The organism is Mucilaginibacter dorajii (genome assembly GCF_024808255.1).
Classification (GTDB): domain Bacteria; phylum Bacteroidota; class Bacteroidia; order Sphingobacteriales; family Sphingobacteriaceae; genus Mucilaginibacter; species Mucilaginibacter dorajii.
The window spans coordinates 222,525-249,267 of sequence record NZ_JANTYS010000008.1 but is presented as its reverse complement, the minus strand read 5'-3'; the positions used below and the strand labels follow the sequence as shown (position 1 = coordinate 249,267).

Annotated in this window: 20 protein-coding genes and 1 tRNA gene; 10 read left to right on the top strand and 11 right to left on the bottom strand. The window is 41.6% G+C overall.

Annotated elements, in window-relative coordinates:
• Positions 1-7 precede the first annotated feature (7 nt).
• From FHS10_RS13335 to FHS10_RS13300, 8 genes are all read right to left on the bottom strand, one after another.
• The gene (locus FHS10_RS13335) at positions 8-1,540 is read right to left on the bottom strand and encodes a glycoside hydrolase family 28 protein (protein ID WP_259091408.1); all 1,533 of its coding nucleotides are present in this window, start codon (positions 1,538-1,540) and stop codon (positions 8-10) included.
• Between the two features lie 125 nt (positions 1,541-1,665).
• On the bottom strand, positions 1,666-3,258 hold the full coding sequence (locus FHS10_RS13330; RefSeq protein ID WP_259091404.1) for a RagB/SusD family nutrient uptake outer membrane protein: 1,593 nt from the start codon (positions 3,256-3,258) through the stop codon (positions 1,666-1,668).
• Between the two features lie 20 nt (positions 3,259-3,278).
• On the bottom strand, positions 3,279-6,611 hold the full coding sequence (locus tag FHS10_RS13325) for a TonB-dependent receptor (protein WP_259091402.1): 3,333 nt from the start codon (positions 6,609-6,611) through the stop codon (positions 3,279-3,281).
• 180 nt (positions 6,612-6,791) lie between these two features.
• Positions 6,792-7,976, bottom strand: coding sequence for a FecR family protein (locus tag FHS10_RS13320; RefSeq protein WP_259091401.1), 1,185 nt, complete (start codon positions 7,974-7,976; stop codon positions 6,792-6,794).
• Positions 7,977-8,053: 77 nt separating this feature from the next.
• On the bottom strand, positions 8,054-8,650 hold the full coding sequence (locus tag FHS10_RS13315; RefSeq protein ID WP_259091399.1) for an RNA polymerase sigma factor: 597 nt from the start codon (positions 8,648-8,650) through the stop codon (positions 8,054-8,056).
• Positions 8,651-9,236: 586 nt separating this feature from the next.
• On the bottom strand, positions 9,237-10,031 hold the full coding sequence (locus tag FHS10_RS13310) for an alpha/beta hydrolase (RefSeq protein WP_259091397.1): 795 nt from the start codon (positions 10,029-10,031) through the stop codon (positions 9,237-9,239).
• Between the two features lie 95 nt (positions 10,032-10,126).
• Positions 10,127-10,987, bottom strand: a complete 861-nt coding sequence (locus tag FHS10_RS13305; RefSeq protein WP_259091391.1) for a helix-turn-helix domain-containing protein — start codon at positions 10,985-10,987, stop codon at positions 10,127-10,129.
• A 131-nt stretch (positions 10,988-11,118) separates the two neighbouring features.
• Entirely contained in the window at positions 11,119-11,820 is a 702-nt protein-coding gene (locus tag FHS10_RS13300) for an alpha/beta hydrolase (protein ID WP_259091390.1), read from the bottom strand.
• A gap of 308 nt (positions 11,821-12,128) precedes the next feature.
• Here FHS10_RS13300 and FHS10_RS13295 point away from each other — a divergent pair, with 308 nt between their 5' ends.
• The 8 genes from FHS10_RS13295 (at position 12,129) to FHS10_RS13260 (ending at position 20,338) form a co-directional block, all read left to right on the top strand.
• Positions 12,129-12,509, top strand: coding sequence for an HYC_CC_PP family protein (locus FHS10_RS13295; protein ID WP_259091389.1), 381 nt, complete (start codon positions 12,129-12,131; stop codon positions 12,507-12,509).
• Between the two features lie 135 nt (positions 12,510-12,644).
• Complete coding sequence (locus FHS10_RS13290) at positions 12,645-13,067, top strand: hypothetical protein (protein WP_259091387.1); 423 nt, start codon at positions 12,645-12,647, stop codon at positions 13,065-13,067.
• Between the two features lie 40 nt (positions 13,068-13,107).
• Positions 13,108-13,353 (top strand): heavy metal-binding domain-containing protein, encoded by a 246-nt coding sequence (locus tag FHS10_RS13285; protein ID WP_259091386.1) that lies wholly within the window; start codon positions 13,108-13,110, stop codon positions 13,351-13,353.
• 61 nt (positions 13,354-13,414) lie between these two features.
• Positions 13,415-14,689 carry an efflux RND transporter permease subunit gene (locus FHS10_RS13280; protein WP_259091384.1) on the top strand — a complete coding sequence of 425 codons (1,275 nt, stop codon included), beginning with the start codon at positions 13,415-13,417 and terminating at the stop codon, positions 14,687-14,689.
• Positions 14,686-16,578, top strand: a complete 1,893-nt coding sequence (locus FHS10_RS13275) for an efflux RND transporter permease subunit (RefSeq protein ID WP_259091383.1) — start codon at positions 14,686-14,688, stop codon at positions 16,576-16,578. Before FHS10_RS13280 ends, FHS10_RS13275 begins: the two co-directional genes overlap by 4 nt.
• Positions 16,579-16,582: 4 nt before the next feature.
• On the top strand, positions 16,583-17,842 hold the full coding sequence (locus FHS10_RS13270) for a TolC family protein (protein ID WP_259091381.1): 1,260 nt from the start codon (positions 16,583-16,585) through the stop codon (positions 17,840-17,842).
• The gene (locus FHS10_RS13265; protein WP_259091380.1) at positions 17,839-19,095 is read left to right on the top strand and encodes a heavy metal-binding domain-containing protein; all 1,257 of its coding nucleotides are present in this window, start codon (positions 17,839-17,841) and stop codon (positions 19,093-19,095) included. Before FHS10_RS13270 ends, FHS10_RS13265 begins: the two co-directional genes overlap by 4 nt.
• A complete protein-coding gene (locus FHS10_RS13260; protein WP_259091378.1) occupies positions 19,088-20,338 on the top strand; it encodes an efflux RND transporter periplasmic adaptor subunit in 1,251 nt (416 codons plus the stop codon). Before FHS10_RS13265 ends, FHS10_RS13260 begins: the two co-directional genes overlap by 8 nt.
• Before the next feature lie 411 nt (positions 20,339-20,749).
• Here FHS10_RS13260 and FHS10_RS13255 read toward each other — a convergent pair whose 3' ends face one another.
• Together FHS10_RS13255 and FHS10_RS13250 are read right to left on the bottom strand one after the other, a co-directional pair.
• Entirely contained in the window at positions 20,750-21,823 is a 1,074-nt protein-coding gene (locus tag FHS10_RS13255; protein ID WP_259091376.1) for a PDDEXK nuclease domain-containing protein, read from the bottom strand.
• Between the two features lie 84 nt (positions 21,824-21,907).
• Positions 21,908-24,892, bottom strand: a complete 2,985-nt coding sequence (locus FHS10_RS13250; protein ID WP_374759827.1) for a TOTE conflict system archaeo-eukaryotic primase domain-containing protein — start codon at positions 24,890-24,892, stop codon at positions 21,908-21,910.
• Between the two features lie 78 nt (positions 24,893-24,970).
• Between FHS10_RS13250 and FHS10_RS13245 the strand changes: the two genes are divergently transcribed.
• Positions 24,971-25,210 carry a hypothetical protein gene (locus FHS10_RS13245; protein ID WP_259091373.1) on the top strand — a complete coding sequence of 80 codons (240 nt, stop codon included), beginning with the start codon at positions 24,971-24,973 and terminating at the stop codon, positions 25,208-25,210.
• Positions 25,211-25,369: 159 nt separating this feature from the next.
• Here the strand turns inward: FHS10_RS13245 and FHS10_RS13240 are convergent.
• Positions 25,370-25,446, bottom strand: a tRNA-Asn gene (locus FHS10_RS13240).
• A gap of 296 nt (positions 25,447-25,742) precedes the next feature.
• On the opposite strand from FHS10_RS13240, the gene FHS10_RS13235 reads away from it, so the two are divergent.
• Positions 25,743-26,657, top strand: a complete 915-nt coding sequence (locus FHS10_RS13235) for a PfkB family carbohydrate kinase (protein ID WP_259091372.1) — start codon at positions 25,743-25,745, stop codon at positions 26,655-26,657.
• The last annotated feature ends 86 nt before the right edge of the window (positions 26,658-26,743 follow it).

Below are 26,743 nucleotides of genomic sequence, written 5' to 3'. Positions count from 1 at the left end.
TAATAAACTACTGCACTTTAATAGTTTTCTTGTTATCCTGAGTTGGCTGAATATCCAGTAATAATGGGTCTTTTACGCCATTCAGGATCATGATGGGTAATATATCCGTATGGATAACATTTACCTTTTCAAGGCTCAGCTTGTTTACATCATCAAAAATAAAAGGAGTCCGAAAATCTTTGCCGGTATAAGTGATATCTATATTTTTCATTTTTATACCAGCGGCGTGCCTTACGTAAAATCCGGAGGCCGGTAATTCACCAAACATCGAGAACTCAGGGTAGTTAGCCGCTTTTTCGGGCACTTTGTCCAATGAATCGGTGCTGAAGTAAGCGACTTGTTTTTGGGCAGTACCAAGATAATTAATGGCAATATTTTCAAGGGTGATATTATTTGGTTCAAAACCAGGCATACCGGTAATGGAGGACGGAAAAATATTATGAGCAAACTGTTCGGGGGGGCCTTCCATATGGTAACCGGCATCTGGTTTACCGGCGGGTACCTCACATTTAACATTCCCGATGTAAACATTACTGATAGATCCCGGCGGGCTTTTCTTATTTCGCTTTCCAAGACGGATAAAAATGGCGTTTCCTGTATTTTTTGCAACAACATCCCGAATGTCAATGCCATCTATAACAGCGCCATCCACTGATTCAATGGCAATGGCCGAGCGGTAGGTATCATATACATAAATATTCCGAACCTTTATTTTTTTGAACCCGCCCCAGGATGCTGTTCCCATTTTAAAAGCACTGGCACTTGAACGTATTTTGCAATTGGCTATGTATATATTTTCGCAGGCTCCTTGCGGATCGGATGATTTGAGGCAAATCCCGTCATCGGCTACATTAAAAAAGCTATTGGTGAGCTTTACATTTTTGCAGTCGACCAGGTCAATTCCATCGTTGTTTAAAAATGTATTGCTAATTACGCTGATACTGTCAATAACCATATTGGTACAGCTTCTGTAATCCTGTATCCAGCATAAACCATTTTTAATGGTGATATTTTTGAGCGTAACCTTGTCGCAATTTTTAAAAACGATAAGCTTGGGCCTGTTATCTTCCTCCGGGCGTAATTGGTGCCAGTCGTTATAGGTTTTCCACTCTGTATCTTTTAATGTCCCATCGTTCAGCATCCGGTAAATATCCTTTAACAACGCTTCACCCTGCCCATTGATGGTACCTTTGCCGGTAATAGAAATATTTTGTTGTCCGTCTGCACAAATCAGCGGAGATGCTTTTCCCGGGCCATAGGTAATACGTTTCACAGACGCGCGTAATTCTGCACCGGCCGCCAGGTACAATGTTACATTTGACCGTATATGAATAACGCTGGTTACAAATTTACCTGCCGGAAACCAAACTGTTCCCCCACCTGCTTCAAAAGCCCGGTCAATAGCCCCCTGTATAATACGGGTATTATCGGTTTTGCCATCGGCCACCGCTCCCAGTTTTTTGATATTAAATACTTTTTGTTGCGCAAACGCAGTATTGATTAAGATTACCGAAAACAGGAATAACAGGATTACTCTCATAATATTTTATAAAGGTTTTTAATTTACTGGTCGCTTTTAAAGATCAAAGTTTTATAGTTGCAAAAAAACTCTTTCATCAAGAATAATCCCCGGCCATTTCCGGCCGGGGATTATTAAGAGGATTATCAATAACCCGGATTTTGGGTTAATTTAGGGTTTAACTGAATTTCTGGTCGCGGAATAGGGAAAATACGTTTATTGGGATTGGCATCGGTTTTTATACCCCATGCTTTTTCAAATTGTCCAAACCTGATCATATCGTTTCTTCTCCAGCATTCCATCGCCAACTCTCTTCCACGTTCATCCAATATATCCTGCAAAGCCACAGAAGTAAGGCTGGCAGCTTTGGCACGTGTGCGTACCTGGTTAACCAATGATAATGCAGTTTGGCCGTTGGTAGCATTTGCTCCTCTTAATATGGCTTCGGCTTTTTCTAATAAAACATCGGCATACCTAAACATCGGCACATCGTTACTTTGGTTACGGGTAGTACTCAGGCTATCCGGGTAAAATTTATTGTTCCTGTAACCTTCTTCGTTAGCAAGTTCATCATTACCAATATCAAAAGTGGCGGCATTTTTCCATACAATATCCGGGGTAAACTCCAGCTGGTGTACAACAACACCGTTAGGGTCAGATCCGCTGTAGCTGGCATCAAGACCTATATTGGTTGTGGTAATGTTAATCGGTGTTCCGTCGTTATTATATTGCTTGCCGGCAAGGTATTGTTTTTTACGCACGTCATTAGCGTCGTTAAACAAGGCATAATATTGCTTATAAGTATATACAGGGCCATCGGGAGTGTAAGGCATTTTATACTTGGTGGCTAAATTGGGGTTAATCGTCCACCGCGCGTAATACATGCCCTGCGCCAGTAAAGCATCATAAGGTATGGCAAAAATAAAATCCTTTACGCCGGGTCCGTTATTTGGTTTAAACATGCCTAAATAGTCAGCATCCAAACCATACTGGCCTCCCTGTATAATATTGTCGCACATGGTAACCGCGTCCTGGTATCTTGCTGTCCCTATATAGTATTCTGCATTCAGATACATTTTAGCCAAAATAGCATACGCCAGGTATTTTGTAGGTCTGCCATAAGTTGAAGCACCTACCGTTGCGCTCAAATTAGGAATTTGCGCCAGTAACTCGCTTTCAACAAAAGCAAACACTGTTGCCCTTGGCTGTGTACCTAAATTGGTGGTATCGCCAAAGGTTTTAGATATAGGCACATTACCAAACAAATCCATCATATAAAAATAGGATAAAGCACGCATGGTTTTTATCTCGGCAATGGTTTGTTGTTTAGAAGTACTTTCTGGTGCCGATGCAAATAACGATAATACCTTGTTACAATTACTGATGGTAGTATACCCCCATGACCAGCACGATTCTATCATGCCATTATCCGGCGTTACCGTATGTAAATTTACGGTAGAGTAGGTACCACCATCTAACCAGTTACCGCCACGGGCTACCAGTACGCTCTCGTCTGTGCTCAGGTTTTGCAACAGCCAGTACTCCCGGCCTGGTGAAGTACGAAACGAGGTATAGATAGGGCCGGTTGCCGCTACAAACTGGGCAGCCGTAGTTGGGAAATTACTGGGTGTAAGCGCCGACTTGGGCGTAACATCCAATTTTGTGCAGCCCGACAGATAAACTGCCCCCGCAAGCAAAGCTATGAAGCTAAGTTTTTTATATTTTTTTATGAAGTTCATGTCAATTAGGTTTTAGGGTATTATAAATCTACTTGTACGCCAGCCAGGAAGCTCCTTGTTTTTGGATAAAAGTTATTACTATCCATACCTATAAACTGCCCGCTTGCCTGGTTGTTGAGGTTAAGGTTTAACTCCGGATCAACCCCTTTATATTTGGTAATGATAAACAGGTTAGTACCGGTCAAATAAAACCGCAGCCCATGTACATAATTACCCGGCAGCTTGGTTTTGTAAGACAAAGTTGCATTACTTAACCTGATGAAAGCCCCGCTTTCAAGATAGCGTGTTGAATATAGGTTGGCATTTACATCATTACCCGGCTCGCTTAATGTTAAGGTAGGCACACCATGCGCCGAAGCCTGCGTAGGCTGGTTAAAGCTTGCCAATGAGGCATCCATGATTTTATTGCCCCCCTGACCGCGGAAAAAGAAATTCAGGCTGAATTTTTTATAAGAAAAATCGTTACCCCAGCCAAATGTATAAGTTGGCTGCGCGTTACCGGCGTAGGTTTGATCGGCACTTGTTGGTGTAGTAGTAGGCTGCCCGTTTGCCCCCATATAAGTGGATACACCGTTAGTACGACCGATATACTTCAAGGTGTAAAATTCGCCCAGCGGATACCCTGCTTCAATAATAGAAACCTTAATACCACTCTGGCCTGGTCCTTCCGGGTCACCTACATATATTTTAGATACATCCTTACCTAAAGAAATGATCTTATTTTTATTAAAGGCGATATTTCCGTAGCTGCTCCAGGTAAAGTTTTTTGTTTTTACAGGAGTTCCGTTTAACGCTATCTCTACCCCTTTATTGGTCATACTGCCAACGTTTGCTATGGTGGTATTTACAAAGTTATTGATCAGCGAAACAGGTATAGAATAGATCATATTGGTTGTCTTTTTATTGTAAACATCAACTGATCCCGCTAACCGTCCTTGCAACAACGAAAAATCGACACCGCCGTTTAAGGTTGCTGTGGTTTCCCATTTCAAATTTGGATTGGGATTTTGCGTTACGCCAATAGCACCCGTGTAAGCACCATTATAGTAAAAACTACCTGTGGTACCGTATAAGGTAATTGGCGTGTATGGGCTAAAACCTAATGAATTACCTGTTTGCCCATAACCAACCCTAAGTTTTAAATCATCAAACAGGTTTTGCGATTTCATAAACGATTCGTCGATAACGCGCCACGCCGCCGAAGCTGCCGGGAAATACCCCCAGCGGTTATTGGTACCAAACGCGTTTGATCCATCTCTACGAATTGAAGCCTGGAAAATATACTTACCTAAGTAATTGTAGTTTAACCGCGAGTAAAATGAAATTAAGCGCAGTGTGGTGAGCTGTGTATTTCCAAGATCGGAATTAACACCGGTTTGGTTACCCAAACCCAGGTTATAATAGCTGGTGGCATCAGATGGAAAACCTTGCGCAACTGATTGAAAGCCATCGCCTGTTGAAGTTTCATCAAACGAGTAGCCAAACAATACCTTAAGGTCATGCTCATTGTTCCAGTTGTGTGTATACGTTAAATAGTTTTCAAACAGCTTTTTGGTATCCTCGGATGTTGAGCGGATAGCCTTGCCGTTAAGGCCCGGCGCCAATTCAGATGCCGAATCATAATATGTATTATTATTTGTGACCCTGTCCTGGTAAGCCAGGTTCAAATTATACAATAAGCCAAATGGCAATTGCAGTTCGGCACGGGTATTGGCCAGTAAAAGACTAATTTTTTGTTTATAAGTATCATTGGTGATCAGCCCCACCGGGTTATAGCCTAACTTTAAAGTAGGATCATTATAAAGTGTGCCATCGGCGTTATAAATTGTACGGGTTGGTAAGTACTGTACAACTGATTTAAACAATCCGGGGCTTTGGCCATTTGCTGTAGATAAAGGGATATCGTTAACCAGTAATCCCGAGTTGGTCACCGAATTACTTACCGAAAAATCGAGTTTCAACTTATCGTTCAACGCTTTTTGCGAAACATTAAGCCTGCCTATAATACGCTTTAAGCCACTTGTTTTTACGATACCCTGGTTATCCAGGTAATTTAAACTTCCGCTATAAAGTGTTTTATCTGTACCGCCGCCAAAAGAAAGGTTGTGATTTTGCGAAAAACCATTGCTGCGTTCAACCGCTTTTTGCCAATCGGTATTGCCACCGTTATCATTTGCCGGTGTAAAGCTTTGTCCGTTGGCTTTAACATAAGCCCTTAACTGATCGGCAGTAGCTACTTTAAATGAATTGGATATTTTCTCTATTGATCCATAGCCATCATATGTCATCCTTAATTGTCCGGCTTTGGCTTTTTTGGTAGTAACCAAAATTACACCGTTAGTAGCCCGTGTACCGTAAATAGCGGCAGCAGATGCATCTTTCAGTACATCGATAGAGGCGATATCTGATGGAGCCAGCAAATTAAAATCAGCATCGGGCACACCATCAATCACATAAAACGGCGATGAGCCAGCGGGACGTAACGACGAAGGCCCGCGCAGTGTAACCGTTGCAGTTCCGTTAGGGTTGCCATCGTTGGTAATGTTTAAACCGGCCACTTTACCTTCAAGCAGGTCGGCAGGTGTTGCTACTACTCCGGCATTAAATTGCTCGGCCTTAACAGTCGAAATGGCGCTGGTCAGCTCCCTTTTGGTGCTGGTGCCATAACCCACTACAACTACTTCGTTCAAACCTTTCTGATCTTCATTAAGGGTAATGGTAAGCGTTGTTTGGTTCTCCACCAATATCTCCTTCATTTCAAACCCAATAAAACGGAATTGAATAACACTCCCTTTTTCGGCATTGATAACAAATCCTCCGTCGATAGAAGTTGAGGTAATAGTTGAGGTACCTTTAACCTGCACGGTTACTCCCGGAATGGGCACGCCCTTTTTATCAACCACCTTACCGGTAATGCGTATCGGGGCAGGCTTTTCAGCTTGCCCATTACCCAATGACTGACCGGGCTCTTTGATAATGATCGTATTATCGTCCAGTTCGTAGGTTAACGGCTGATTTTTAAATATTTCTGCCAACACGTCACCAAGCTCGGTATTGGTAACGTGTATAGAGATAGGCCGGGCCTTTTTAATAACCTGGTTATTGTACATGAACAAATACCCGGTTTGTTTTCGCAATTCCTTTAAAACTGATCTCAGGTTATCATTTTCTTTGGAAAGGCTCACTTTTTGCGCCATAGTGGATGCGCTCAGGTGCATAGTCAGCACAAATAAAAGGGCGCCCGTAAGTTTCATTATCCGTAATACCTGTTTAAAATAACTATCGCGTAGGTTTCTCTCATTAAGCCCCAGGCCAATGGGCATAGGAGCTTTAGAATGTAGAAGTTGTTTCATACATTTGAATGTTTGGGTTAAGTTTAAAATCAATGGTTATAATTGTAATTTGGGTTGATCCAATCATTTAGCCTCTCCGGCCGGAATCCGGAGGGGCTTACTTTTGGATACCCTTTGCCGGAGCTACTTTGGGTGTCTGTTCATTTTTTTAAGTTTAATTGGTTATTGGTTAAATTTATATTACTTCTTCTCTACTGCTACTGTATTCCCGTTTATCGTGAACTTTACCCCTCCTGTTGATTCCAGTATCTTAAACACCCTGGAAAGGTTACTGCTCTTTTTGGCCTCGCCTGTAAAATTCAAAGTAGGCTTAGGTCCTTTATAAATTACTTCAACATTGTACCATCGTGCTAATTCAAGCATCACCTGGTCAAGGTCGGTATTATCAAAATGGAACAATCCGTTTTTCCAGGCTATGATCTCTTCGGTATCAACCGCTTTTATATCAAACTTTTTAGCATTGTTGTTATAAACAGCCTGTTGTCCGGGCACCAATAACTGTTTCTGATTACCGTTTGATATTTTAACGGAGCCTTCCAAAAGCGTTGTTTCTCCGGGCTGTTCCGGATAGGCGCGAATATCAAAATGTGTTCCAAGCACTTCCACCTTTTGATCTCCAAAGCTTACAATAAAAGGCATCTTCTTATTTTTGACTACTTCAAAATAAGCTTCGCCGGTAATAGCTACCTTTCTTGTTTTGCCGGTAAATATGGTAGGGTACGAAATAGAAGATTCAGCATTGAGCATAACTAATGTTCCGTCCGGCAGTTGCAGCCTGTACTGGCCACCTCTCGGGGTCGACATGGTGTTGGTAACCGGCGCACTGTCAGCTGAGTTTCCGGCTACATAAGCCAGACTGCCATTAGCGAGTTTAACCACCGTGGTATTGCCTTGCTGTACAAGCTTGCCATTTTGCGCATCGTTAAGTTCAATTTTCTTGCCGTTGGCAAGCGTTAATATTGCTTTATTACCACCTGGTTTTACATCATGATGTATTTTATCTACAAGCATGTTTTCTCCGCTTTTTTGCGAACGATACTGATATACACCAAATGACAGTGCTAAAACCAATATAGCGGCAGCAGCATAAACAAACGTATTTAATCGTTTTTTTACCGGGACTATAGTAGCAACAGGATGATCTGAAGAGTAGCCCGCTAATGCCGCGCTCAACATTTTTCCCCGGGACCCGGCGGGGAAAGGATCCTCTTCGAGCTGATGTGATTTGTATACTTCCTCCATCAACCCATGCACCAGCGTTTCTGAACCCGGTTCATTGATGAGCTGCATTAATTCATCACGCTCTTCCGGTGTTTCGGTTTTATTAAAGTATTGAAGAAACAAGTAGTTTAATCTTTCAGACATTTTGTTTTACGCTCTTACAACTAAAGAGTCAAAAAAAATCAAAAAGGGGTAGTCTGATTAAAAAAAATAGTTTGTTTTTAAAAATGAACGTAAACCATAAAAAACAAGAGGAAAAGCAGGTCATTTTTCTCAGAAATGCTATTTTTTATAAATTTATTAGCCAACATGATATGCTTCTTAACAGTTTCTGTGGAGATATTAAGCATACCTGCAATTTCGCTGTGCTTCAAATGCCCTATCCGGCTTAGCTCATAAACCTTCCTTTGCTGTGGAGGCAGCTTTTCAACCAGCTTATCTATTATTAGGCAAAATTTTTCCTCAGGACTAACATCGCCCGGAAAATAATGCTCTTCCCGGTATTCCTTTTCCCATTCCTGCTGTTTGACATGGGCAGTCGCTTTTTCTTTTAAAAACCGATAGGTCCGGTTACGGGTAATAATAAAAAGATAATTTGTAAAACTCTCTACTTTTACCAGATCCTGCCGCCGGGACCAGATCTTTACAAAAACGTCCTGAACAATTTCTTCCGCAACCTCGGTTGATTCTGTAAGCCGGTAAACATATTGGCCAAGATGTTTATAATATGAATCGAAAAGATGCGTAAAAGCCCTCACATCCCCTGAAGCAATTTTGTTCAGGAGTTCATTCTCATTATAAATAGGGCGAATTGGCAATGTGAAATTTAATTGAATTTTAAAATTATATAAATTTAATCATACCATTAAGTTTATTAAAAACATTTACAACAAAAATTCCACAAGCAGCTTTCAAATTAGCTAAAGTGTTAGGTTGAATAGCAGGGCAAACACATCTAAATAGGTAACGGGGATAAGTTGTTATTTAATAATAGGTAACGGAATAAGCTTATGGCGTCTGGAAGATATAAGCATCAAAGGATAGCTTGTTTTTATTGCCTGGTCCTGGTTAAATGATTCAGGTATCGAAGGGACTTGTATCGATCAACGGGCACAAATATTTGGATGGGCCTAAATTGCGCGATACATCAGTTTAGTGTTAACCTTGTTTAAATACAAAATATTGATTATTAGATAATTACAATGCACCGTATCTAAAATGTGTTAAGTTATGTTAACCCAATTAGATGCGTTTGCCCTGGGTTGAATAGTTACCCCTGATCCATTTATCTGCGTTTTTTTAAATTAGCTATGGAGATATTAATGCAGATTGCCATTAAACGAAAAAACAGCGACTTGCCAGATAAGGCAAGCCGCTGTTTTTAAATACGTTAAGTGCAGGATGTTATTTTTTCTGAGCGCCATTGGTTGCGGCCTCAATGATCACTGCCGCCACTTTTTCGGGTTGCGACATGAATATTACGTGACTTCCCTTTATCTCGGTAACCTTGGTATTGGAACGTTTGTACATGGCATGCTGAATTTCGGGGGCGATGCTTTTATCTTCTGTGGCAATAAGGCCATAGGCAGGTTTGTCTCTCCAGGCAGCATGGGTGATGGGCGTTACGAAACCTTTTGCATAGAAGGCTCCTTGAGAGGCATACATGAAATCTGCCTCTTCTTTGCTGATATCGGCACAAAAACCGGCGTGATATTTATCCTTGTCGTAATATACAATGCCCTTATCATCAGGAGGAAGAACGCCGTTTTCGGGAGCTGGTGCGACTGTTTGAAGCCATTGCAGGGCAGATTCGCCATTATCGGGCTGAAACGCGGCTATATATACAAGGGCAACTACTTTGGGATGGTTTCCAGCCTCGGTAATTACAGCCCCTCCCCATGAATGGCCTACCAAAATTGCAGGTCCGTCCTGTTTGTCTAATGCTACTTTTGTGGCGGTTACGTCGTCCTCAAGTGAAGTAAGCGGATTTTGTACTACGGTTACGTGGTATCCTTTTTTGGTAAGCACGGTATAAAGGGCCTTATACCCCGAGCCATCTGCAAAGGCGCCATGTACTAATACCACATTTTTTACTGCTTGTGCGGCTGCTTCGGTCACGGCGCCTGTTACAGTAGCTAACGCAAGGGTTAACGCTACGATGCCGCCTTTTAATGAATTCTTTAATGTTTGCTTTTTCATGATCTTTATCGTTGAGTTTTTTGTTTGGATCAACAATACAAAGGTGCAATGAAAAGCAGGCGGGCCCTGTGAGCACATTTCCCGGTTAGTTGTAATTATTTCCCTTCTTTAGCAACTTTTAGTGAACTTCTGAAATCAGAGGGTGATGCACCGGCATTTTTTTTGAAAAAATTGGAGAAATAGGAAACATCTTCAAAGCCAAGTTCAAAGGTTATATGCTTTACAGATCTGTCGGTATAGCATAAAAGCCGTTTAGCCTCTACCGTGATCCTTTCCTGGATGATCTGCGAAGGTGTTTTCTGATTGAAAATGGCAAAAAGATTAGACAAAGTTTTGGGTGACTTGCAAAGCTGCTCCGCATAAAAACTAACGGAGTGTTCCGATTTGAAATTGGCTTCTACCATCAGGTTAAATTTCCGGATAATATGAAACCTTTCGTCCTGCAATTTTTTAACAGGGGCATACCCCACCTTAGCCAGCCTGGTTACATAAATGATCAGCCGTTTGAGCAATACCAGCAGCATTTCATTCTGGATATGATCTGAGGTTTTAAATTCATCTATAAAAACATCAGACAATAGTTTTAGCTTTTGCTGTGCGAGGTCATTTAGCGGCACGAACAGGTGATCTGTACTGCTAAACAAGAACCCCACGCAGCTCACTTCACTATCGTGATCAATGATACAGTAGAATTCCCGGTTAAACTGCCAGGCCACAATGTTTTCGGAGTTTTTAAACCTGAAAGATTGGTTAAACAGAAGCGTTAACAGGGAATTGGCAGGAAAATCATATTCGGTGCCGTCAATGGTAACGGTTTGGCTTTCCCCCGGGTTCCAGGCAATGGTAAAATACTTGTTGAACCTGTCCCGAGTAAAAAACAAACGGTCAAAACCCGCTTCTTCTTTAAAAAGCAGCAATTCGCCGCCGGTATTTTCCTCTCTTAGTGTAAGCTTCATGGTTGATCAAACGAACATCCAAAGTACTAAAGAAGCATCAAAACACAAAGTTCAAACCCACTATAAATATACAGGCCCCATTTGCCTGTTGCAGCAAATAGGGCCTGTGGGCAAATTGGCATCTTATTTTATTATTGAACCGATGCCGCTTGCGCAGCTTCAACAATAACACTTGCAACAATTTCGGGCTGCGACATGAAGATCACATGACTGCCTTTTACTTCGGTTACCTGGGTGTTTGACCGGCTGTACATGTTTCTTTGTATATCGGGGTTGATGCTTTTATCTTCAGTAGCGATGAGCCCATAAGTAGGTTTGTGCCTCCAGGCAGCATCGGTGATGGGGCTTACAAAACCTTTGGCATAAAAGGCACCTTGCGAAGCATACATAAATGCCGCTTCATCGGCGTCGATATCAGCACAAAAACCGGCATGATATTTATCTTTATCATAATATACAATTCCCTTGTCATCAGGAGCAAGCACGCCGTTTTCAGGAGCAGGAGGAGCAGTTTGCAGCCATTGCAAGGCAGATTCGCCATTGTCGGGCTGAAATGCGGCGATATAAACCAGGGCAGCAACATTCGGGTGATTACCAGCCTCGGTAATCACCGCGCCACCCCATGAGTGTCCGGCAAGGATAGCCGGGCCGCCAATCCTGTCTAAAGCAACATGTGTTGCCAGTACATCGTCTTCCAGTGAGGTTAGTGGATTTTGTACAACGGATACGTTATAGCCTTTTTTGGTTAATTCGTTGTAAAGCGCTTTAAAGCCTGAACCATCGGCGAAAGCGCCATGTACTAATACTACGTTTTTTACAGCTTGAGTTTTCATCTTGTTTGAGTTTTAAATTTTTTGTTTTTGTTTACAATACAAAGATGCGGCGAATGCATAGCCCCGGCTATTAGCAGAATTCCCGATTAGTTGTGATTATTTCCCTTTCTTAAAATTAAACTTAATTTCTCAAGCGAGGAAGATACGGCGTTGCATTTTTCGTCCAACAGTCAGTCTACTATGGAATCAACTATTGTGAACGCAACGCAATTGAAAACCGCGCCCTAATAATTTATTGTGAATGCAATAGGATATAAAATTTTACCGTAATTATGTAAATTTAGATAAAAGAATTGCCCTAATTTAGCATGGTGAAAAAGATAGCAGTCATATTACTCGCCCTGATCTACTCAGCATCTGTTTATGGGGTTACCATAAACAAGTTTTACTGCTGTGGTAAATTAACCGATGTATCCCTGTCTGCAGCCTCCTCATGCAAGATGGACAGCAAGGCTGGTAACAGCGATTGCTGTAAAACCATTAAAACAAATATTAAAGTAAAAGACAACCACGTTTCGGCCAAAACCGATCTGACGTTAAAAAACTCATTTACCTTAATTACACCTGTATTTTTCATTCCTGCATCTGCAGAAGGAATTACCTTAAGAAAGGAGAGCGCTTATAATAGCCAGGCACCGCCTGTCCAGTGTGATCCGCTTTACATCCTCTACTCCAACTACAGAATTTAATACCTCCGGTACTTTCCCCATATTGTTTAATTGCCATTCAGGCTAATTAGACTATTCCATTTATTAATCAATATTTTTTATCCATCAATGTATTGCTGAACAATTCTCAGCATGTACATACTTATATTTTTAAAAATGAAAATCTTCAAATTTTCAATTATTTTGCTTGCCCTGCTTTTTTCAAGGTCATTGGTGCAAGCCGGTAGCTTTAATGCTCCAAATATTCCTTCAACTCAGGATTCACTTATCGCTATTAAACATCTGAAGCTATCCGGTTATAAAGTTCTGGAAAGAGGAGCAATCACCATTTACGAACGCCAGCGCCCGGGCGATAAGCTCAATCTTTTCAAACCCATTATTACCCACTATTTCAGTGTAAAGGGGAGCAGCAAAATATACCTGTTTACCCTGGAAAACTTAAAAAAGATATACCGTAACGGACGGGCATTCGAAGTTTTGGATACACGCTTCAGGACAAACAGCGACCTGCTGGTTTACGATGCTATTCATCAACAGTACAGCATCAATTACTACCTGTCAAAAGTTGATCCCGCCTAACTATAATAACATGCAATTAATCATCAAATCAATAAAACTCATGAAAAAAGTAATGTTAATGGCTGTTGCCATCCTGTTATCTGCCGCAACTGTTTTTGCTGCCCACACCAAGGCCGCAGTTACTGACACCGCCAAAACCAAGAAAGTTAAACCAGTAAAAGTGCAGTATACCTGCACGATGCATCCGGAAGTGCTGAGCGATAAACCGGGCAAATGTCCAAAATGCGGCATGGCCCTGGTTAAAAAAGAACCGGCTAAAAAGAAAGCAGATTCCATGAAAATGTAAAATGATCGGGCCCGCCCATCGGGCAACTGCCTTGTGGACGGGCTTATTAAAAACTATTACGATGATTAATCAACTCATTTCCCTGTCTTTAAAAAACAGGTATATTGTTTTACTGATCGCTGCCGCTCTTTTTGCATGGGGCATTTACGCGATAAGGGAAAACCCTATTGATGCCATACCCGATCTTTCAGAAAACCAGGTGATCGTGTTTGCCGAATGGCAGGGCCGCAGTCCGCAGATTATGGAAGACCAGGTAACTTATCCGCTGGTGAGCAACCTGCAAGGTATTCCAAAAGTGAAAGCCATCCGTGCCACTTCTATGTTCGGGATGAGTTTTGTCTATATTGTTTTTGACGATAAAGCCGATGTTTACTGGGCGCGAAGCCGGGTGCTGGAAAGGCTGAACTACGCCCAGCGGTTAATACCGCAAGGAGTCACTCCCACATTGGGACCCGACGGTACTGGTGTAGGCCATATTCTCTGGTACACGCTGGACGCCAAAGGCATGGACCTGGGCGAACAACGGGCCTTGCAGGACTGGTATGTAAAACTGGGACTACAGACTGTACCAGGTGTTAGTGAAGTAGCTTCTTTTGGCGGCTTTGAGAAACAATACCAGGTTACTATCGACCCGCATAAACTCAATTACTATAATATCCCGCTATCGCAGGTCTTGAAAGCGGTGAAAAGCAATAATAATGATGTAGGTGGCAGAAAGTTTGAAATGAACGGTACCGGCTATATTGTGCGGGGCCTGGGTTATATCAAAACCCTGTCAGATGTGGAGAGCATCCCGGTTGGCGTGATCAATACCATACCGGTAAAAATCAAAGATATTGCCACCGTTCAAATGGGTGGTGATGAGCGCCTGGGTATTTTTGACCAAAACGGCAACGGTGAAACCGTTGGCGGTATAGTGGTGATGCGCTACGGAGAAAATGCTGATAAGGTAATTCATGCCGTCAAAGATAAAATGGCGAACATCCAAAAAGGTTTGCCGCCTGGTGTGAGCTTCAACATCGCCTATGACCGGAGTGAGCTGATTGAAAGCTCGATAGATTCTGTGAAACATACACTGATTGAAGAAATGATCACGGTATCCATTATTGTGATCCTGTTCTTATTGAGTTTTAAAAGCGCTTTAAGCATCATTATTCAGATCCCGATAACCATAGCAACCAGCTTTATCCTGCTCAATGCTTTCGGCATCAGCTCCAATATCATGTCCCTAACGGGTATTGCCTTAGCTATCGGGGTTATTGTGGATAATGGCATTGTCATGGTAGAAAACTCGCATAGGAATTTATCCCTTGCACAACAAAAAGAGAAATCATGAACACAGCAGAACGAATAAAAATCATAGAAGCCTCCTGCAAACAGGTGGGTCGTGGTGTATTCTTTTCCACGCTTATTATTGTCGCATCGTTCCTCCCTGTATTTTTATTGGAAGGACAGGAAGGTAAATTGTTTGGCCCACTGGCCTGGACAAAAACATTTATACTCGCAATCGACGCGATTTTGGCAGTAACACTGGCCCCGGTGCTAATCTCTTTCTTTCTGAAAGGCAAATTGAGAACAGATGACCGCAATCCCTTAACCAATACATTAGAAAAACTGTACCGGCCAATTCTCAACTGGTGCGTTACCTGGCGTAAAACCACTATCGGGATCAACCTCGTTGCTTTATTGATCAGTATACCCTTGCTGTTAAGTTTAGGCAGTGAGTTTATGCCGCCCCTGGATGAAGGAACGATCCTGTTTATGCCCGTTACCCAGCCGGATGTATCCAACTCCCAAGCTAAGCAGCTTTTGCAGGTACAGGATAAGATCATTAAAAGTGTACCCGAAGTAAAAAATGTTTTGGGTAAAGCCGGGCGGGCTAATACGGCCACCGATAATTCGCCGATAAGCATGACAGAGACCATCATTCTTTTAAAACCTAAAAGTGAATGGCGAAAGGGCATTAAAAAGGAGGATATTATTAACGAGCTGAATGCCAAATTGCAGATACCCGGTGTGGTGAATGGCTGGACACAGCCCATCATCAACCGCATCAATATGCTCTCCACAGGTATCCGCACCGATGTAGGTTTAAAAGTTTACGGACAGAATCTGGATACCATCTATTCCTTATCCAGCCAAATGAAACAGGCATTACAGGGCATTAACGGGGTAAAGGATTTATACGTTGACCCCATCACCGGTGGCAAATACCTGGATATACAGATCAATAAAGAAGCGATTGGCCGGTATGGCCTGAGCGTAGATGATGTGAATGAAATAGTGGAAAGCGCCCTGGGCGGTATGAACCTGGCCACTACAGTTGAGGGCAGGCAGCGGTTCAGTGTAAATGCGCGCTTGGCACAGGATTACCGGAACAACCTTGATGCAATCAAAAGGACGCTGGTACAAACCCCGGATAATGGTCCTATCCCCTTATCGTCTGTAGCTGATATCAGGATCAGTGATGGCCCCGCTATGATTCAATCCGAAAATGCGCTATTGCGAGGAACAGTGCTGTTCAACGTACGTGACCGGGATTTGGGAAGCACGGTTAAGGAAGCCCGGGAAAGATTAAATACAATGGTCAAATCATTGCCCAAAGGCTACTTTATTGAATGGAGCGGACAATACGAAAACCTGATCCGGGCTGAGCATACCTTAAAACTGGTATTACCTATTGTACTGATCATCATTTTTGCCTGTTTGTATTTTGCCTTTCATTCTATACGCGAAGCATTTTTCAGCCTGATCTCCATTCCGTTTGCCCTGATCGGCGGCGCTTATATGGTGTATTTCTTTGGTGTGCATTTATCGGTTGCTGTAGCCGTTGGCTTTATCGCCCTGTTTGGGATCGCAGTAGAAACGGGTATCGTGATGGTGATTTATTTGAATGATGCGATACAACAATTGATCCTCTTAAAGGGAAATTCCAAAGAAACCATCACGAAAGAAGACCTGCGGGTTTATGTCATGAATGGTGCAGTGAAACGCTTGCGGCCAAAACTAATGACTGTTTGTGTAGCCCTGTTTGGCCTGGTGCCGGTGCTTTGGGCAACCGGGACGGGCAGTGACGTGATGCTGCCCATCGTGTTGCCGATGATTGGCGGAGTTTTAACTTCTTCCACGCATATTTTACTGGTTACCCCACTTATCTTTTTGATGGTAAAGGAGTACGAATTAAAAAAACATGGCCAACTGGAAGTATTAGAAGTAAAGGAGTAAAAACATGAAAACAAAATATCATATTATAATTATGCTGCTCTCCCTTGCCATCATACCGGCAAGCGCACGGGCACAGCACCTGCCTTTAGACAGCGTGTTGGCTCGTGTTACCGGCAACCCGGCTTTGCAGGCATATGATGCGAAAGTAGGCGCACAGGACGCTTATGCCGCCGGCGCTAAAAGCCTCGATGCACCGAAGATCAGTGCCGGCCAGTACCAGGTGCCCTATCAGTTTAGCCCCAATGGAGGGTCATTTATGATCCAGGCAGAGCAAATGTTTACCAATCCGGCAAAACTGAAGGCCAAAGAAGATTATATGAAAGGACAGTCCAAAGTTACGGCAGAGGATAAAAACTACCTTAAAAACCAACTAATAGCGCAGGCTAAACAGTATTATTACGAACGGGTGGTACTGGAGAAAAAGCTTGCTTTACTGCAGCATACACAAAACCTGCTGGAGTATATGCTCAAAGATGCCAACATCCGGCTAACCTATGGCAAGGAAAAGCTGAATAATATTTACAAAGCTAAAGCAGATCTATTCGAGCTGGATAATACCCGCGAACAATTAAACAACGAAATCAGCCAGAAGAACGTTATGCTCAACACGTTGATGAACCGGGATAAACAAACTGCTTTTACGGTGGATACCACAATTGTATTAAACAACTACGAAAGTACGCCAACCGATACCGCGACACTGGCCAATGCCAGGAGCGACATTAAAAGCCTTAACCGTAATATTGAGTTGCAGCAATTAAATGCCCGGGTTGAGTACAGCAAACGCAAGCCTGACTTTGGTATCCAGGCTGCACACATGGTCAGCTATGGCGGTTATGCTAACCAGTATATCTTAATGGCTTCGGTTACCATACCTATCGTTCCCTGGGCGTCTAATGAATACAAGGCTAACCTTAAAGGGATCCGTTACGAGATAGAAGAATTACAGCAGCGAAAAATGGACGTGCTCAACCAAGCTCAGGGGCAACTGGCCGGTATAAAAACAGACATCGCAAGCAAGAAAAAGCAGATCAGCAACTATCAGCAAAATATTATTCCTGCCCTTCAGAATAGTTATAAAACGGCATTACTGGCCTATGATCAGAATACTGGCGACCTGCCAACTGTGTTGATCGTTATTAAAGATCTGCAGACGTCAAGAATGAATGCCTTTGATCGATTGCAGGAACTTTTAACCCTGCAGGTTGCTTATGAACGGGAAAATGAAATTATGGAACTGCCCCTAAATAATCAGAACAAATGAAAAATATTAAAATCATAATGATCGGTTTGCTGTCGGGCATGCTGCTTTTTGCGGCCTGTTCTGATCAAAAAAAGGAACGGGCTAAAAAGGAGGTTAAAACCGATGTAAAATATACCTGCCCGATGCACCCGCAAATCATGGAAGACCATCCTGGCAGCTGCCCTATCTGCGGCATGCCCCTCGTGAAAAAAACAGGTCAGGCCAGTGAAGGTTCGGGTATCAGCTTAACCACCGTTTTGCAACCGGTTAATTCTACAGTGCTATCAACGGTAAATGCCATTACGCCCGAGCAAAAGGAAATACCTACAGTAATTTTAGCCCAGGGTTACCTGGACTTTGATACACGGACATTTAACAATATCTCTTCGCGTTTTTCGGGGCGTATTGAAAAACTTTACATCAAATATGCCTTCCAGGAAATCCACCGTGGCCAGCGCGTCTTTGATATCTATAGTCCGGATATGGTTACCGCCCAACAGGATCTGATCTACCTCACAAAAAATTCCCCGCGGGAAACTGGCTTAATAAATGCCGCGAGGCAAAAATTGTTATTATTGGGAATGACCGATGAACAGCTTACCCGGGTTGTTAAAACCGGGAAGGCTTTCTACACGCTGCCGGTGTATAGCGCCTATGAAGGGCATGTGCATGATATGCCACACAGCCAGATGGCGGGCGCTTCGCCAACACAAACGCCGTTGGATTTTGCAGGTAACTTGCCGTTATCTGTCAAAGAGGGAATGTATATCCAAAAAGGGCAAACTTTATTTAATGTGGTGAATCCGCATAAACTCTGGGCGATTATAAAAATCGATCGCTCCGCTATTGCAGGGTTAAAATCAAATCAGCGGGTTACCATTATGTTGCCGGATATGCAGGGCAAGGCCATCAGCGGGAAAGTCAACTTTATCGAACCCACATTACAGGATGGAGATAAAACCACCAGCATCAGGGTTTATTTGAACAATATGGATCACCAGCTAAAAGTAAATAGCATCGTAAAAGCTATTATACAAACTGGCACCACGGGTGGCATATGGATACCCCGGTCCGCACTGGTTGATTTGGGCCAGGCTAAAGTTGTATGGTTAAAAGATGGCGCATCTTTCCACGCTCATAAAGTAAGTTCAGGAGCTATCAGCAATAACGAAATACAAATCACAAAAGGCCTGTCCGTAACAGATAGCCTGGCATCCAATGCCCAATATTTAACAGACAGCGAAAGCTTCATTAAAACGCAAGGCCATGAATAACAGAAAGAACCATTTTGTGGTATTGAGCGCAGCAGGGCTCTTATCTTTTATAATATTGACGGCTGTACTTTTTACGGCTTGCACCCAAAAACCAAAAATTACCATTGCCAAGGCAACAAACCAAGCATATTATACCTGTTCTATGCACCCTCAGATCCACGAAGATCATCCGGGTAACTGCCCTATCTGTGGGATGAAACTGATCAAAGTGGAAATGACCGGAAATAGGATGGATATGTCCGCAAATAAGATCAGGCTAACCGCTACGCAGGTTCAGCTGGCCGGCATACAAACCGACACATTAAGAGAAGAAAATACCGGTAATGAAAAGACACTGACTGGAACAGTAACGACAGACGAAAACAAAGCTCAAGAACTGAGCGCACGGTTAGCGGGCCGGATACAGGAATTATTTATCAGAACAACCGGGGAAAAAATAATCATTGGGCAGCCTGTTTATTCCATTTATAGTGAAGACCTGCAGGAGGCGGAAAAAGAATATTTACTGGCCAAACAGCAGCAGAAAGTGCTGCACAGCCCTGATGTAGACTACCCGCAACTCATCAGTGCTGCCGAAAACAAACTACAGCTATGGGGTCTCTCGTCCGCACAGATCAAGGACATCGCAAATTCCGGAAAGGTATCTGCAACCACAACGATGCTGAGCAAAGTTGGCGGAACCGTTAGTGAGATTGCGGTGCATGAAGGTGATTATGTAACTGAAGGGATGTCTATATTAAAAACACATGCACTCAACAGTCTTTGGGTAGAAGCTCAACTTTATGCCAGTGAAGTGAACAGCTATAAAGAAAGTGATCCGGTAAGCGTGTCCTTCCCAGACCTGGGCGAACTGGTTATCAAAGGTAAAGTTGAATTTATCAATCCCGAATTATCGAATGCCTCTAAAATTAATTTGGTGAGGATCAGCATACCAAACCCACAAGGTTTGATCCGGCCGGGTATGTTGGCATATATTTCAATCGCGGGTAGTAGCAACCATGTATTAGCAGTACCTGTTTCCGCCATTTTAACTGATGGCAAGGGCAGCCGGGTATGGGTCAAAAATACAGATGGCAGTTATTCATCAAGAATAATCAAACCCGGCAGTGGTAATCAGAGTTACGTACCTGTTATTTCCGGTTTAAATATGGGAGATATTGTGGTTACCAACGGGGCTTACCTTTTAAATAGTGAGGCCATATTTAAAAATGGCGGCAATAATATGGCAGGAATGAAAATGTAAATTATGGGTAAAGAAATTCAATTAGAGTTAACCAATTATATAAATTAACTACTCAATGGCTGCTGTTCCGTATTTTTATACGTTCGGGCCCTTTAGGAAGTACCACTTGCCGTCCCTACCAGGCTCAAATCAAAATGCTCCCCAAAATTCACTTTGAAGAAATGCAACATCAAACGGCTCAAACCAGCGATTTGTACACTTATATTTACTTAGTTAATAGCGAATTATATGATAAAAAAGAAGGGCAAGCGACCATAAAACGTGCTTGCCCCATTTTGCTCCCCACAGTGGCGTTTTTTCGAACCAATTCATCGAAAAATTAAAAAGAATTGGAAATTTTGGCGAGAGCCGTCTATGATTTATTGCTTTTTGAAGTAAATTATTGGCAAAATTGTAATGGATGAATTTAGCTCATAAGTCACCATCATTTTTTAATTCATTTTCTATTTCTTCAATAGTTGGTAAACTTGACCGCAGGTTTTTCGGCAATGATCTGGTTAATTCAAATTCCGAAATTCCAATGGGTTTATTCATGTCCCTTAAAGCATATTCTGCCATAATCTTATTTTTTGTTTGGCAAAGAATAAGACCAATGGTAGGTTTATCAGTCGGATGTTTTATTAGGTCATCCACTGCAGAACAATAGAAATTCATTTTGCCCGCATATTCGGGCTTAAAGTCGCCTCTTTTTAAGTCAACGACAACAAAACATCTCATTTTAAGATGATAGAATAAGAGGTCTAAATAGAAATCCTGGTCGCCAACAACCAATTTATACTGCCGTCCAACAAAAGCGAAGCCGGCACCTAATTCTAATAGAAACTTTTCTACATGTTTTACCAGTTCAGTTTCCAACTCGCGTTCTGTAAAAGGCTGGGCAATTGTAATAAAGTCAAATATGTATGGGTCTTTTAGCGTTTCCTTTACCAAATCAGATTGTGGACTGGGCAAGGTTTTTGAAAAATTATTAATTGCTTCTCCCTGTCGAAAATGAAGATCACTCTTTATCATTAATGAAAGAACATCTCTACTCCAGCCATTTAAAAGCGTTTGTTGCGCATACCAAAGACGTATGTTTTTTTCCTTAACTTTTTGGATTAGCAAAATATTATGCCCCCAAGGAATTTGTGAAACGACTTGTTTCATAAATTCAATCTTAGCGTGATTAGAATTTTCTAATTGTGAAACAGGCCGTTTCACAATTAGATCTTCGGTATCATATTCCTTATAAAATTGAACCATAAATAAAAGATTTCGTTCAGAAAAACCCTTTACCTCCGGCAGTTCATTTTTAATATCATTGGCTAACCGTGCGACAACCGTAGCTCCCCAGCCTTGTTCGCTTTGAAGTTGCTTTACAGTTTTACCGATATCCCAATAAAGCATAATCATTTCGGCATTTACCGCAAGAGCCGCCTTAGTTTGCGCCTTGCGAATTCTTGCCTTTATGTCTGTTAACAAAGATTGATAATCTTTAATATCCATAGTAACCCAGAAATGATTTAGTGATAAACTTAAAGAATGATAAGCAAGACACCAAATTAGAAGTAGAAGATTACGATAATCAACTTAAAATAGCCGTTCCTCCAAAAGATCTTTCCAAACAATCAAACCTTTAGTGTCGTCGGAATAATCATGTACAATACGGCTAAATTGTTCGGGGTTAGTTTCAAGATATTGTTGCCGCCCTTTTATTCTTATTTGTCCAAGCAATCTATCTATCTTCTTTACACTTTGTTCAAGTTCATAAATTGATTTCCCGAGGTGCCATATATAGGTCGCTTCCTCAGTATCTAATGTTTCCCAAACCAAATGATATTGATTGATACCGGCAAGTAGAAAAACAAATGAGAAAGGTTCCAACACAAAACGAAGTTTCAATACGCTTCGTTCATGTTTTTGGGAAAGGTAACGGAGATGACGATGGTGCTTATATTGTTTAAGCGCTAAGATATTTTCCAATAAGTCTTCTTCATTCGCATAAATCAATTGTTCGCTGCCACTTTGTAGTTGCCCGGCGTCCAATAAATTTTCTTCACCTGATGGAACGCGTTTAATGATTTCTTTATTCAAAAAACGAAACTTTACACTTTCAATAACCTCGCGGTTTATTTTATCAAGGTCATTGGAGGACGCAGATTTAAACACAAACCTGTTATGTTGAAATGTTGCCCGGATATTAATCAATACCGTTGTGCTTTTTAGAAATCGGATAAAGTACGGTTTAAGTACCGTAAATTCTGGCCTGATATTTAGGTTTTCGATTTCAAACTCCACCTCTTTTCCACTAAAATCGGTAATATTATGCTTAAAAGCAATGCTGCCAAATCTGAACTCCAATTGTTCGATTGACACCTCAATTTTTTCGTTGATTTGACCGCTAACTATTTCGCTATCATCTACAGGGATTGTTAAGCCACTTTGATCGAGCTTTTTATAGTAGAGGTTTCTTTTTTGAAAAAGTCTTTCCAGGTAGCTGATCCTGTGGTCGCGATAATCATAGATAACGGGTGATATTTCAGATCGTTGTACCCTGCCGATATATTGAATCAGCTTACCTTCAAAAGCGAATGGGTAAACTAAAAACAAGCATTCTATATTTTGAATGTCGGTTCCTTCGCCAAAATATTGGCCTGTTGTAATCAGTGCCTGAAAGTCTCCTTTGTTTATGGCAGCCCATTTGGATTTTTTATTTAAGTCAGAATCTTCGCCACTTAATGCAATGGTATCATAATGCTGCTTTAAATATTGTTGAATAGAAGTAATATGCTCTTTCCGCTCTGTAATAATAACGGCTTTCTTACCAGTATTTAGCCGTGAGACCACATCATTTAAAATAAGTTGATTCCGTGCCGAATCGTGTATTAAAATCTTAAAGAGCGTTTCGAATTTGTCTGTTTTGATATTAAAGGGGACAAATAAATCTGTTTCTCTGACGATGATCTGCGTACCTGATTGATTTTTCACCTCCGGCGCTTTAACTTCATGGATGATCTCACCTAAATGAATAAATATCAATTTGCCATCATTGTACTTCCTAAATGGTGTAGCCGTAAGCCCATACATATAGTAACTATTCAGCTTCCCGACAACCCGCTGATAGGTTTCTGCCGGTATGTGATGGCATTCGTCAATGATGATGGTACCAAAAGCGTTCATTAGTTTGGTGAATTCTGATGAGCCCAACGCCTTTTCCATACTTTGGATCATAGCGACAGTAATGTGCTTGCCTGGTTTGTTCTTTCCTTGACCAATACGTCCAATCTCTTTCTTCGAAATGCCCAGGAAGGATTCAATGCGTTCCATCCACTGATCTGCCAACTGCTTACGATGAACTAAAATGAGCGCCGGTTGTTGTTTATCTTTTATAATAGCCAAACTCAAAACCGTTTTGCCCGAACCAGGCGGAGCAACAATAATTCCAAAATCTTTTTTAGTAGCAGCTTTCTGTGCTGGTATTTGATATTCCCTTAAAGTAATAGCGCCTTTAAACCTGACCGGTTCTATTTTCTTTCTTTGATCCTCGAGGGTATATTCTATTTGTTGTTCTTTACAAAAACGCAATAGCTTGCCAATAAAACCACGGGGAACAGAAATAGATTCTGATGTTTCGTTCAGTAGCTTAAAGTAACGTTTTATGCCGAATGCATTTTTATTGATATTCTTTTTTACCTGGTATTCATTGTTGGCAAAATTTAGTTCATCTTTCAGAAAAGCAATAAGAGAAGCAGGCAAACCTGCACGGCTAATATAAATTGCGTTATTTAATATAATCGTCAACTTACCAGCTATGGGCTGTTCTTTTTGAAATAAACCTGTGGAAAGTTCGTCCTGATTAGTTTGCTCTTTGTAAATGTGATTTAGTTGGTTTATGGTGATCCTGTTGATTGTTTTTAGAAATGCCCACTGATCATCAAAAGGCTGTAACGATTCAGGGTCGATAAAACAGCTATTCCCGTTATTTAAACTGGTTTTATTTAAAGGCAAAGCAATGAGGTTGCCCAAACCTTTTTTTGAATGATAATCCTGATTAGGAAAAAGCCGGTCGAAACTTGAGTTTTTATCGAACACCGAAATTAAACCTGCCTTCTGTAGCAGGGACATCATTATTTTTCTGCTTCTGAACGCTTCAAAGGGCTCTTCAAAAAATATCCACACGTGCCCCCCTTTACCCGAACGAGACCTTTCTAAATAGGTTGGAATGTCATACTCCTCACAAGCCTTTATAAATGTCCTGCATTCTTCAACCCAATCAGCTTCATCAAAATCAGCCGCGATAAACCAGGAGGTATTGTCCTGCAGCAATGGGTACAATCCAACAACCTGTTCGCCTTTGAGATGTTTGATTAAATGGTCGTCGGTTAGCGTCTGGTAAGTTTTATCAGTAAACGTTTGAAAAGTACCGCCTTTCATTTGGTGGAGCCGATATCGGTTGGGATCGAAACTATAACCGGGCATATAGCTGCTTTTGCCACCTTTCTCCCACCTTAAAGCAAACACATCTTCTCTGCCTTTGAATAGGGATTTATATAAGTTTAGTCGATCATCTTTCATTTACCACTCTGAACTCATTACATCAAGCTATTCAAATATCAGTTTATTTTAGTGTTTACAAACTATAATTTATAAATCATGAAAACTATACACGAAGACTTAAAACGATCTATTAGCACCTCGCAAATAATTACTCACTTTAAGAAAAGAGGTGTTGAATTATCTAAATCGGATGCTGAAAGATATCTTAATCTATTGTACTTTTTGGCTAAGCAAGTGGTTAAACAAAACTTTATTTCCTCCCAAAACGGGACATCGGGCGAATCCGAAAAGCTCGAACCATATATCAAGCTTAAAAACCAAAACAAACAACTATAAAACAACGAGTTAGACAAGCTAGAAAATGAAATTGAAAACTTTACCCAGTGTCCGTGGGAGAATGAGTTCGAACCCAAAATGTGCCTCTATTTGATTTAAAACGAAGACCGAAATTTCTATTAAAATAAAAATAGGCCTTAGCGGGCATGCTAAGGCCTATGGCTCCTGAGGCTGGGCTCGAACCAGCGACCCTCTGATTAACAGTCAGATGCTCTAACCAGCTGAGCTACTCAGGAATCGTTTCCGTTTTGGAGTCTGCAAAAGTAGTATTTCTGAGGAAAACTCACAATTTTTCTATCAAAAAAAATCAAATATTTTTCAAATCCCTTGTTAACTATTGATAATGTGATACTTAAATTTCTATAGATCGCCTGTTTTTTTTCATTCAAGCTCTTTTGCTACTTTATTGGGTAAAAAAATTTGGCATTTATTACCAGCCTAAGTACATTCATACCAAAACCACCGCACTCTATTGTTCAATATTCATTGATTTTCGCAATATTTGCCGATAATAAAATATAAATACTTTTACATGAGTTTGTTAGTTATTGGTACTGTAGCATTTGACGCAATTGAAACCCCCTTTGGGAAAACAGATAAAATTGTTGGAGGGTCGGCCACCTTCGCAAGCCTGGGTGCATCCTACTTTTTTGATGATATAAATATTGTTGCCGTAGTAGGCGACGACTTCCCTCAAAGCGAGATTGAAGACCTGAACAAGCACAACGTAGATACCGAAGGTTTGCAGATAAAACAAGGCGAAAAATCCTTTTTCTGGAGCGGAAAGTACCATAACGATATGAATAGCCGCGATACGCTGGTTACCGAGCTGAATGTTTTGGCAGATTTTGACCCCATCATCCCCGATTCATACCAGGACTGCGAATTTCTAATGCTGGGCAACTTATCGCCCCAGGTACAGCAAAGTGTGATCAGCCGCCTTAAAAACCGCCCAAAACTTATCGTAATGGATACCATGAATTTTTGGATGGACATAGCACTGGATGAATTGCTTAAAACCTTAACTATGATTGATGTTTTAACCATCAACGATGCCGAAGCACGTCAACTATCTGGCGAGTTTAGTTTGGTAAAGGCTGCCCGCAAAATTTTAACCATGGGACCAAAGTACCTCATTATTAAAAAAGGAGAACATGGTGCATTGCTTTTCCATGAAGATAAGATCTTCAGCGCACCTGCCCTGCCGCTTGAAGAAGTTTTTGACCCTACCGGAGCCGGCGATACCTTCGCAGGTGGTTTTATTGGCTATATGGCTAAAACCGGCACAGTGAGCTTTGATAGCATGAAAAACGCAATCATCTATGGCTCTGCCCTGGCATCCTTCTGCGTTGAAAAATTCGGATCAGAAAGACTGAGAAATCTAACACAAGAAGAAATAGCGGGTAGGATCCAAGAGTTTGTGGGGTTGGCTAAGTTTGAGATATAAGGAGCAAGCCCCACCCAAACCCTCCCCGGAAGGGAGGGCTTTAAAAACTGTCCAATTAAATATCTTTTAAGTCCCCCCTACCGGGG

What these genes read in the sequence shown, in the direction of transcription:
- FHS10_RS13335 (WP_259091408.1), bottom strand. Translation starts at nt 1,540, where the DNA reads ATGAGAGTAATCCTGTTATTCCTGTTTTCGGTAATCTTAATCAATACT.
- FHS10_RS13330 (WP_259091404.1), bottom strand. Translation starts at nt 3,258, where the DNA reads ATGAACTTCATAAAAAAATATAAAAAACTTAGCTTCATAGCTTTGCTT.
- FHS10_RS13325 (WP_259091402.1), bottom strand. Translation starts at nt 6,611, where the DNA reads ATGAAACAACTTCTACATTCTAAAGCTCCTATGCCCATTGGCCTGGGG.
- FHS10_RS13320 (WP_259091401.1), bottom strand. Translation starts at nt 7,976, where the DNA reads ATGTCTGAAAGATTAAACTACTTGTTTCTTCAATACTTTAATAAAACC.
- FHS10_RS13310 (WP_259091397.1), bottom strand. Translation starts at nt 10,031, where the DNA reads ATGAAAAAGCAAACATTAAAGAATTCATTAAAAGGCGGCATCGTAGCG.
- FHS10_RS13305 (WP_259091391.1), bottom strand. Translation starts at nt 10,987, where the DNA reads ATGAAGCTTACACTAAGAGAGGAAAATACCGGCGGCGAATTGCTGCTT.
- FHS10_RS13300 (WP_259091390.1), bottom strand. Translation starts at nt 11,820, where the DNA reads ATGAAAACTCAAGCTGTAAAAAACGTAGTATTAGTACATGGCGCTTTC.
- FHS10_RS13295 (WP_259091389.1), top strand. Translation starts at nt 12,129, where the DNA reads ATGGTGAAAAAGATAGCAGTCATATTACTCGCCCTGATCTACTCAGCA.
- FHS10_RS13290 (WP_259091387.1), top strand. Translation starts at nt 12,645, where the DNA reads ATGAAAATCTTCAAATTTTCAATTATTTTGCTTGCCCTGCTTTTTTCA.
- FHS10_RS13285 (WP_259091386.1), top strand. Translation starts at nt 13,108, where the DNA reads ATGAAAAAAGTAATGTTAATGGCTGTTGCCATCCTGTTATCTGCCGCA.
- FHS10_RS13280 (WP_259091384.1), top strand. Translation starts at nt 13,415, where the DNA reads ATGATTAATCAACTCATTTCCCTGTCTTTAAAAAACAGGTATATTGTT.
- FHS10_RS13275 (WP_259091383.1), top strand. Translation starts at nt 14,686, where the DNA reads ATGAACACAGCAGAACGAATAAAAATCATAGAAGCCTCCTGCAAACAG.
- FHS10_RS13270 (WP_259091381.1), top strand. Translation starts at nt 16,583, where the DNA reads ATGAAAACAAAATATCATATTATAATTATGCTGCTCTCCCTTGCCATC.
- FHS10_RS13265 (WP_259091380.1), top strand. Translation starts at nt 17,839, where the DNA reads ATGAAAAATATTAAAATCATAATGATCGGTTTGCTGTCGGGCATGCTG.
- FHS10_RS13260 (WP_259091378.1), top strand. Translation starts at nt 19,088, where the DNA reads ATGAATAACAGAAAGAACCATTTTGTGGTATTGAGCGCAGCAGGGCTC.
- FHS10_RS13255 (WP_259091376.1), bottom strand. Translation starts at nt 21,823, where the DNA reads ATGGATATTAAAGATTATCAATCTTTGTTAACAGACATAAAGGCAAGA.
- FHS10_RS13250 (WP_374759827.1), bottom strand. Translation starts at nt 24,892, where the DNA reads ATGAAAGATGATCGACTAAACTTATATAAATCCCTATTCAAAGGCAGA.
- FHS10_RS13245 (WP_259091373.1), top strand. Translation starts at nt 24,971, where the DNA reads ATGAAAACTATACACGAAGACTTAAAACGATCTATTAGCACCTCGCAA.
- FHS10_RS13235 (WP_259091372.1), top strand. Translation starts at nt 25,743, where the DNA reads ATGAGTTTGTTAGTTATTGGTACTGTAGCATTTGACGCAATTGAAACC.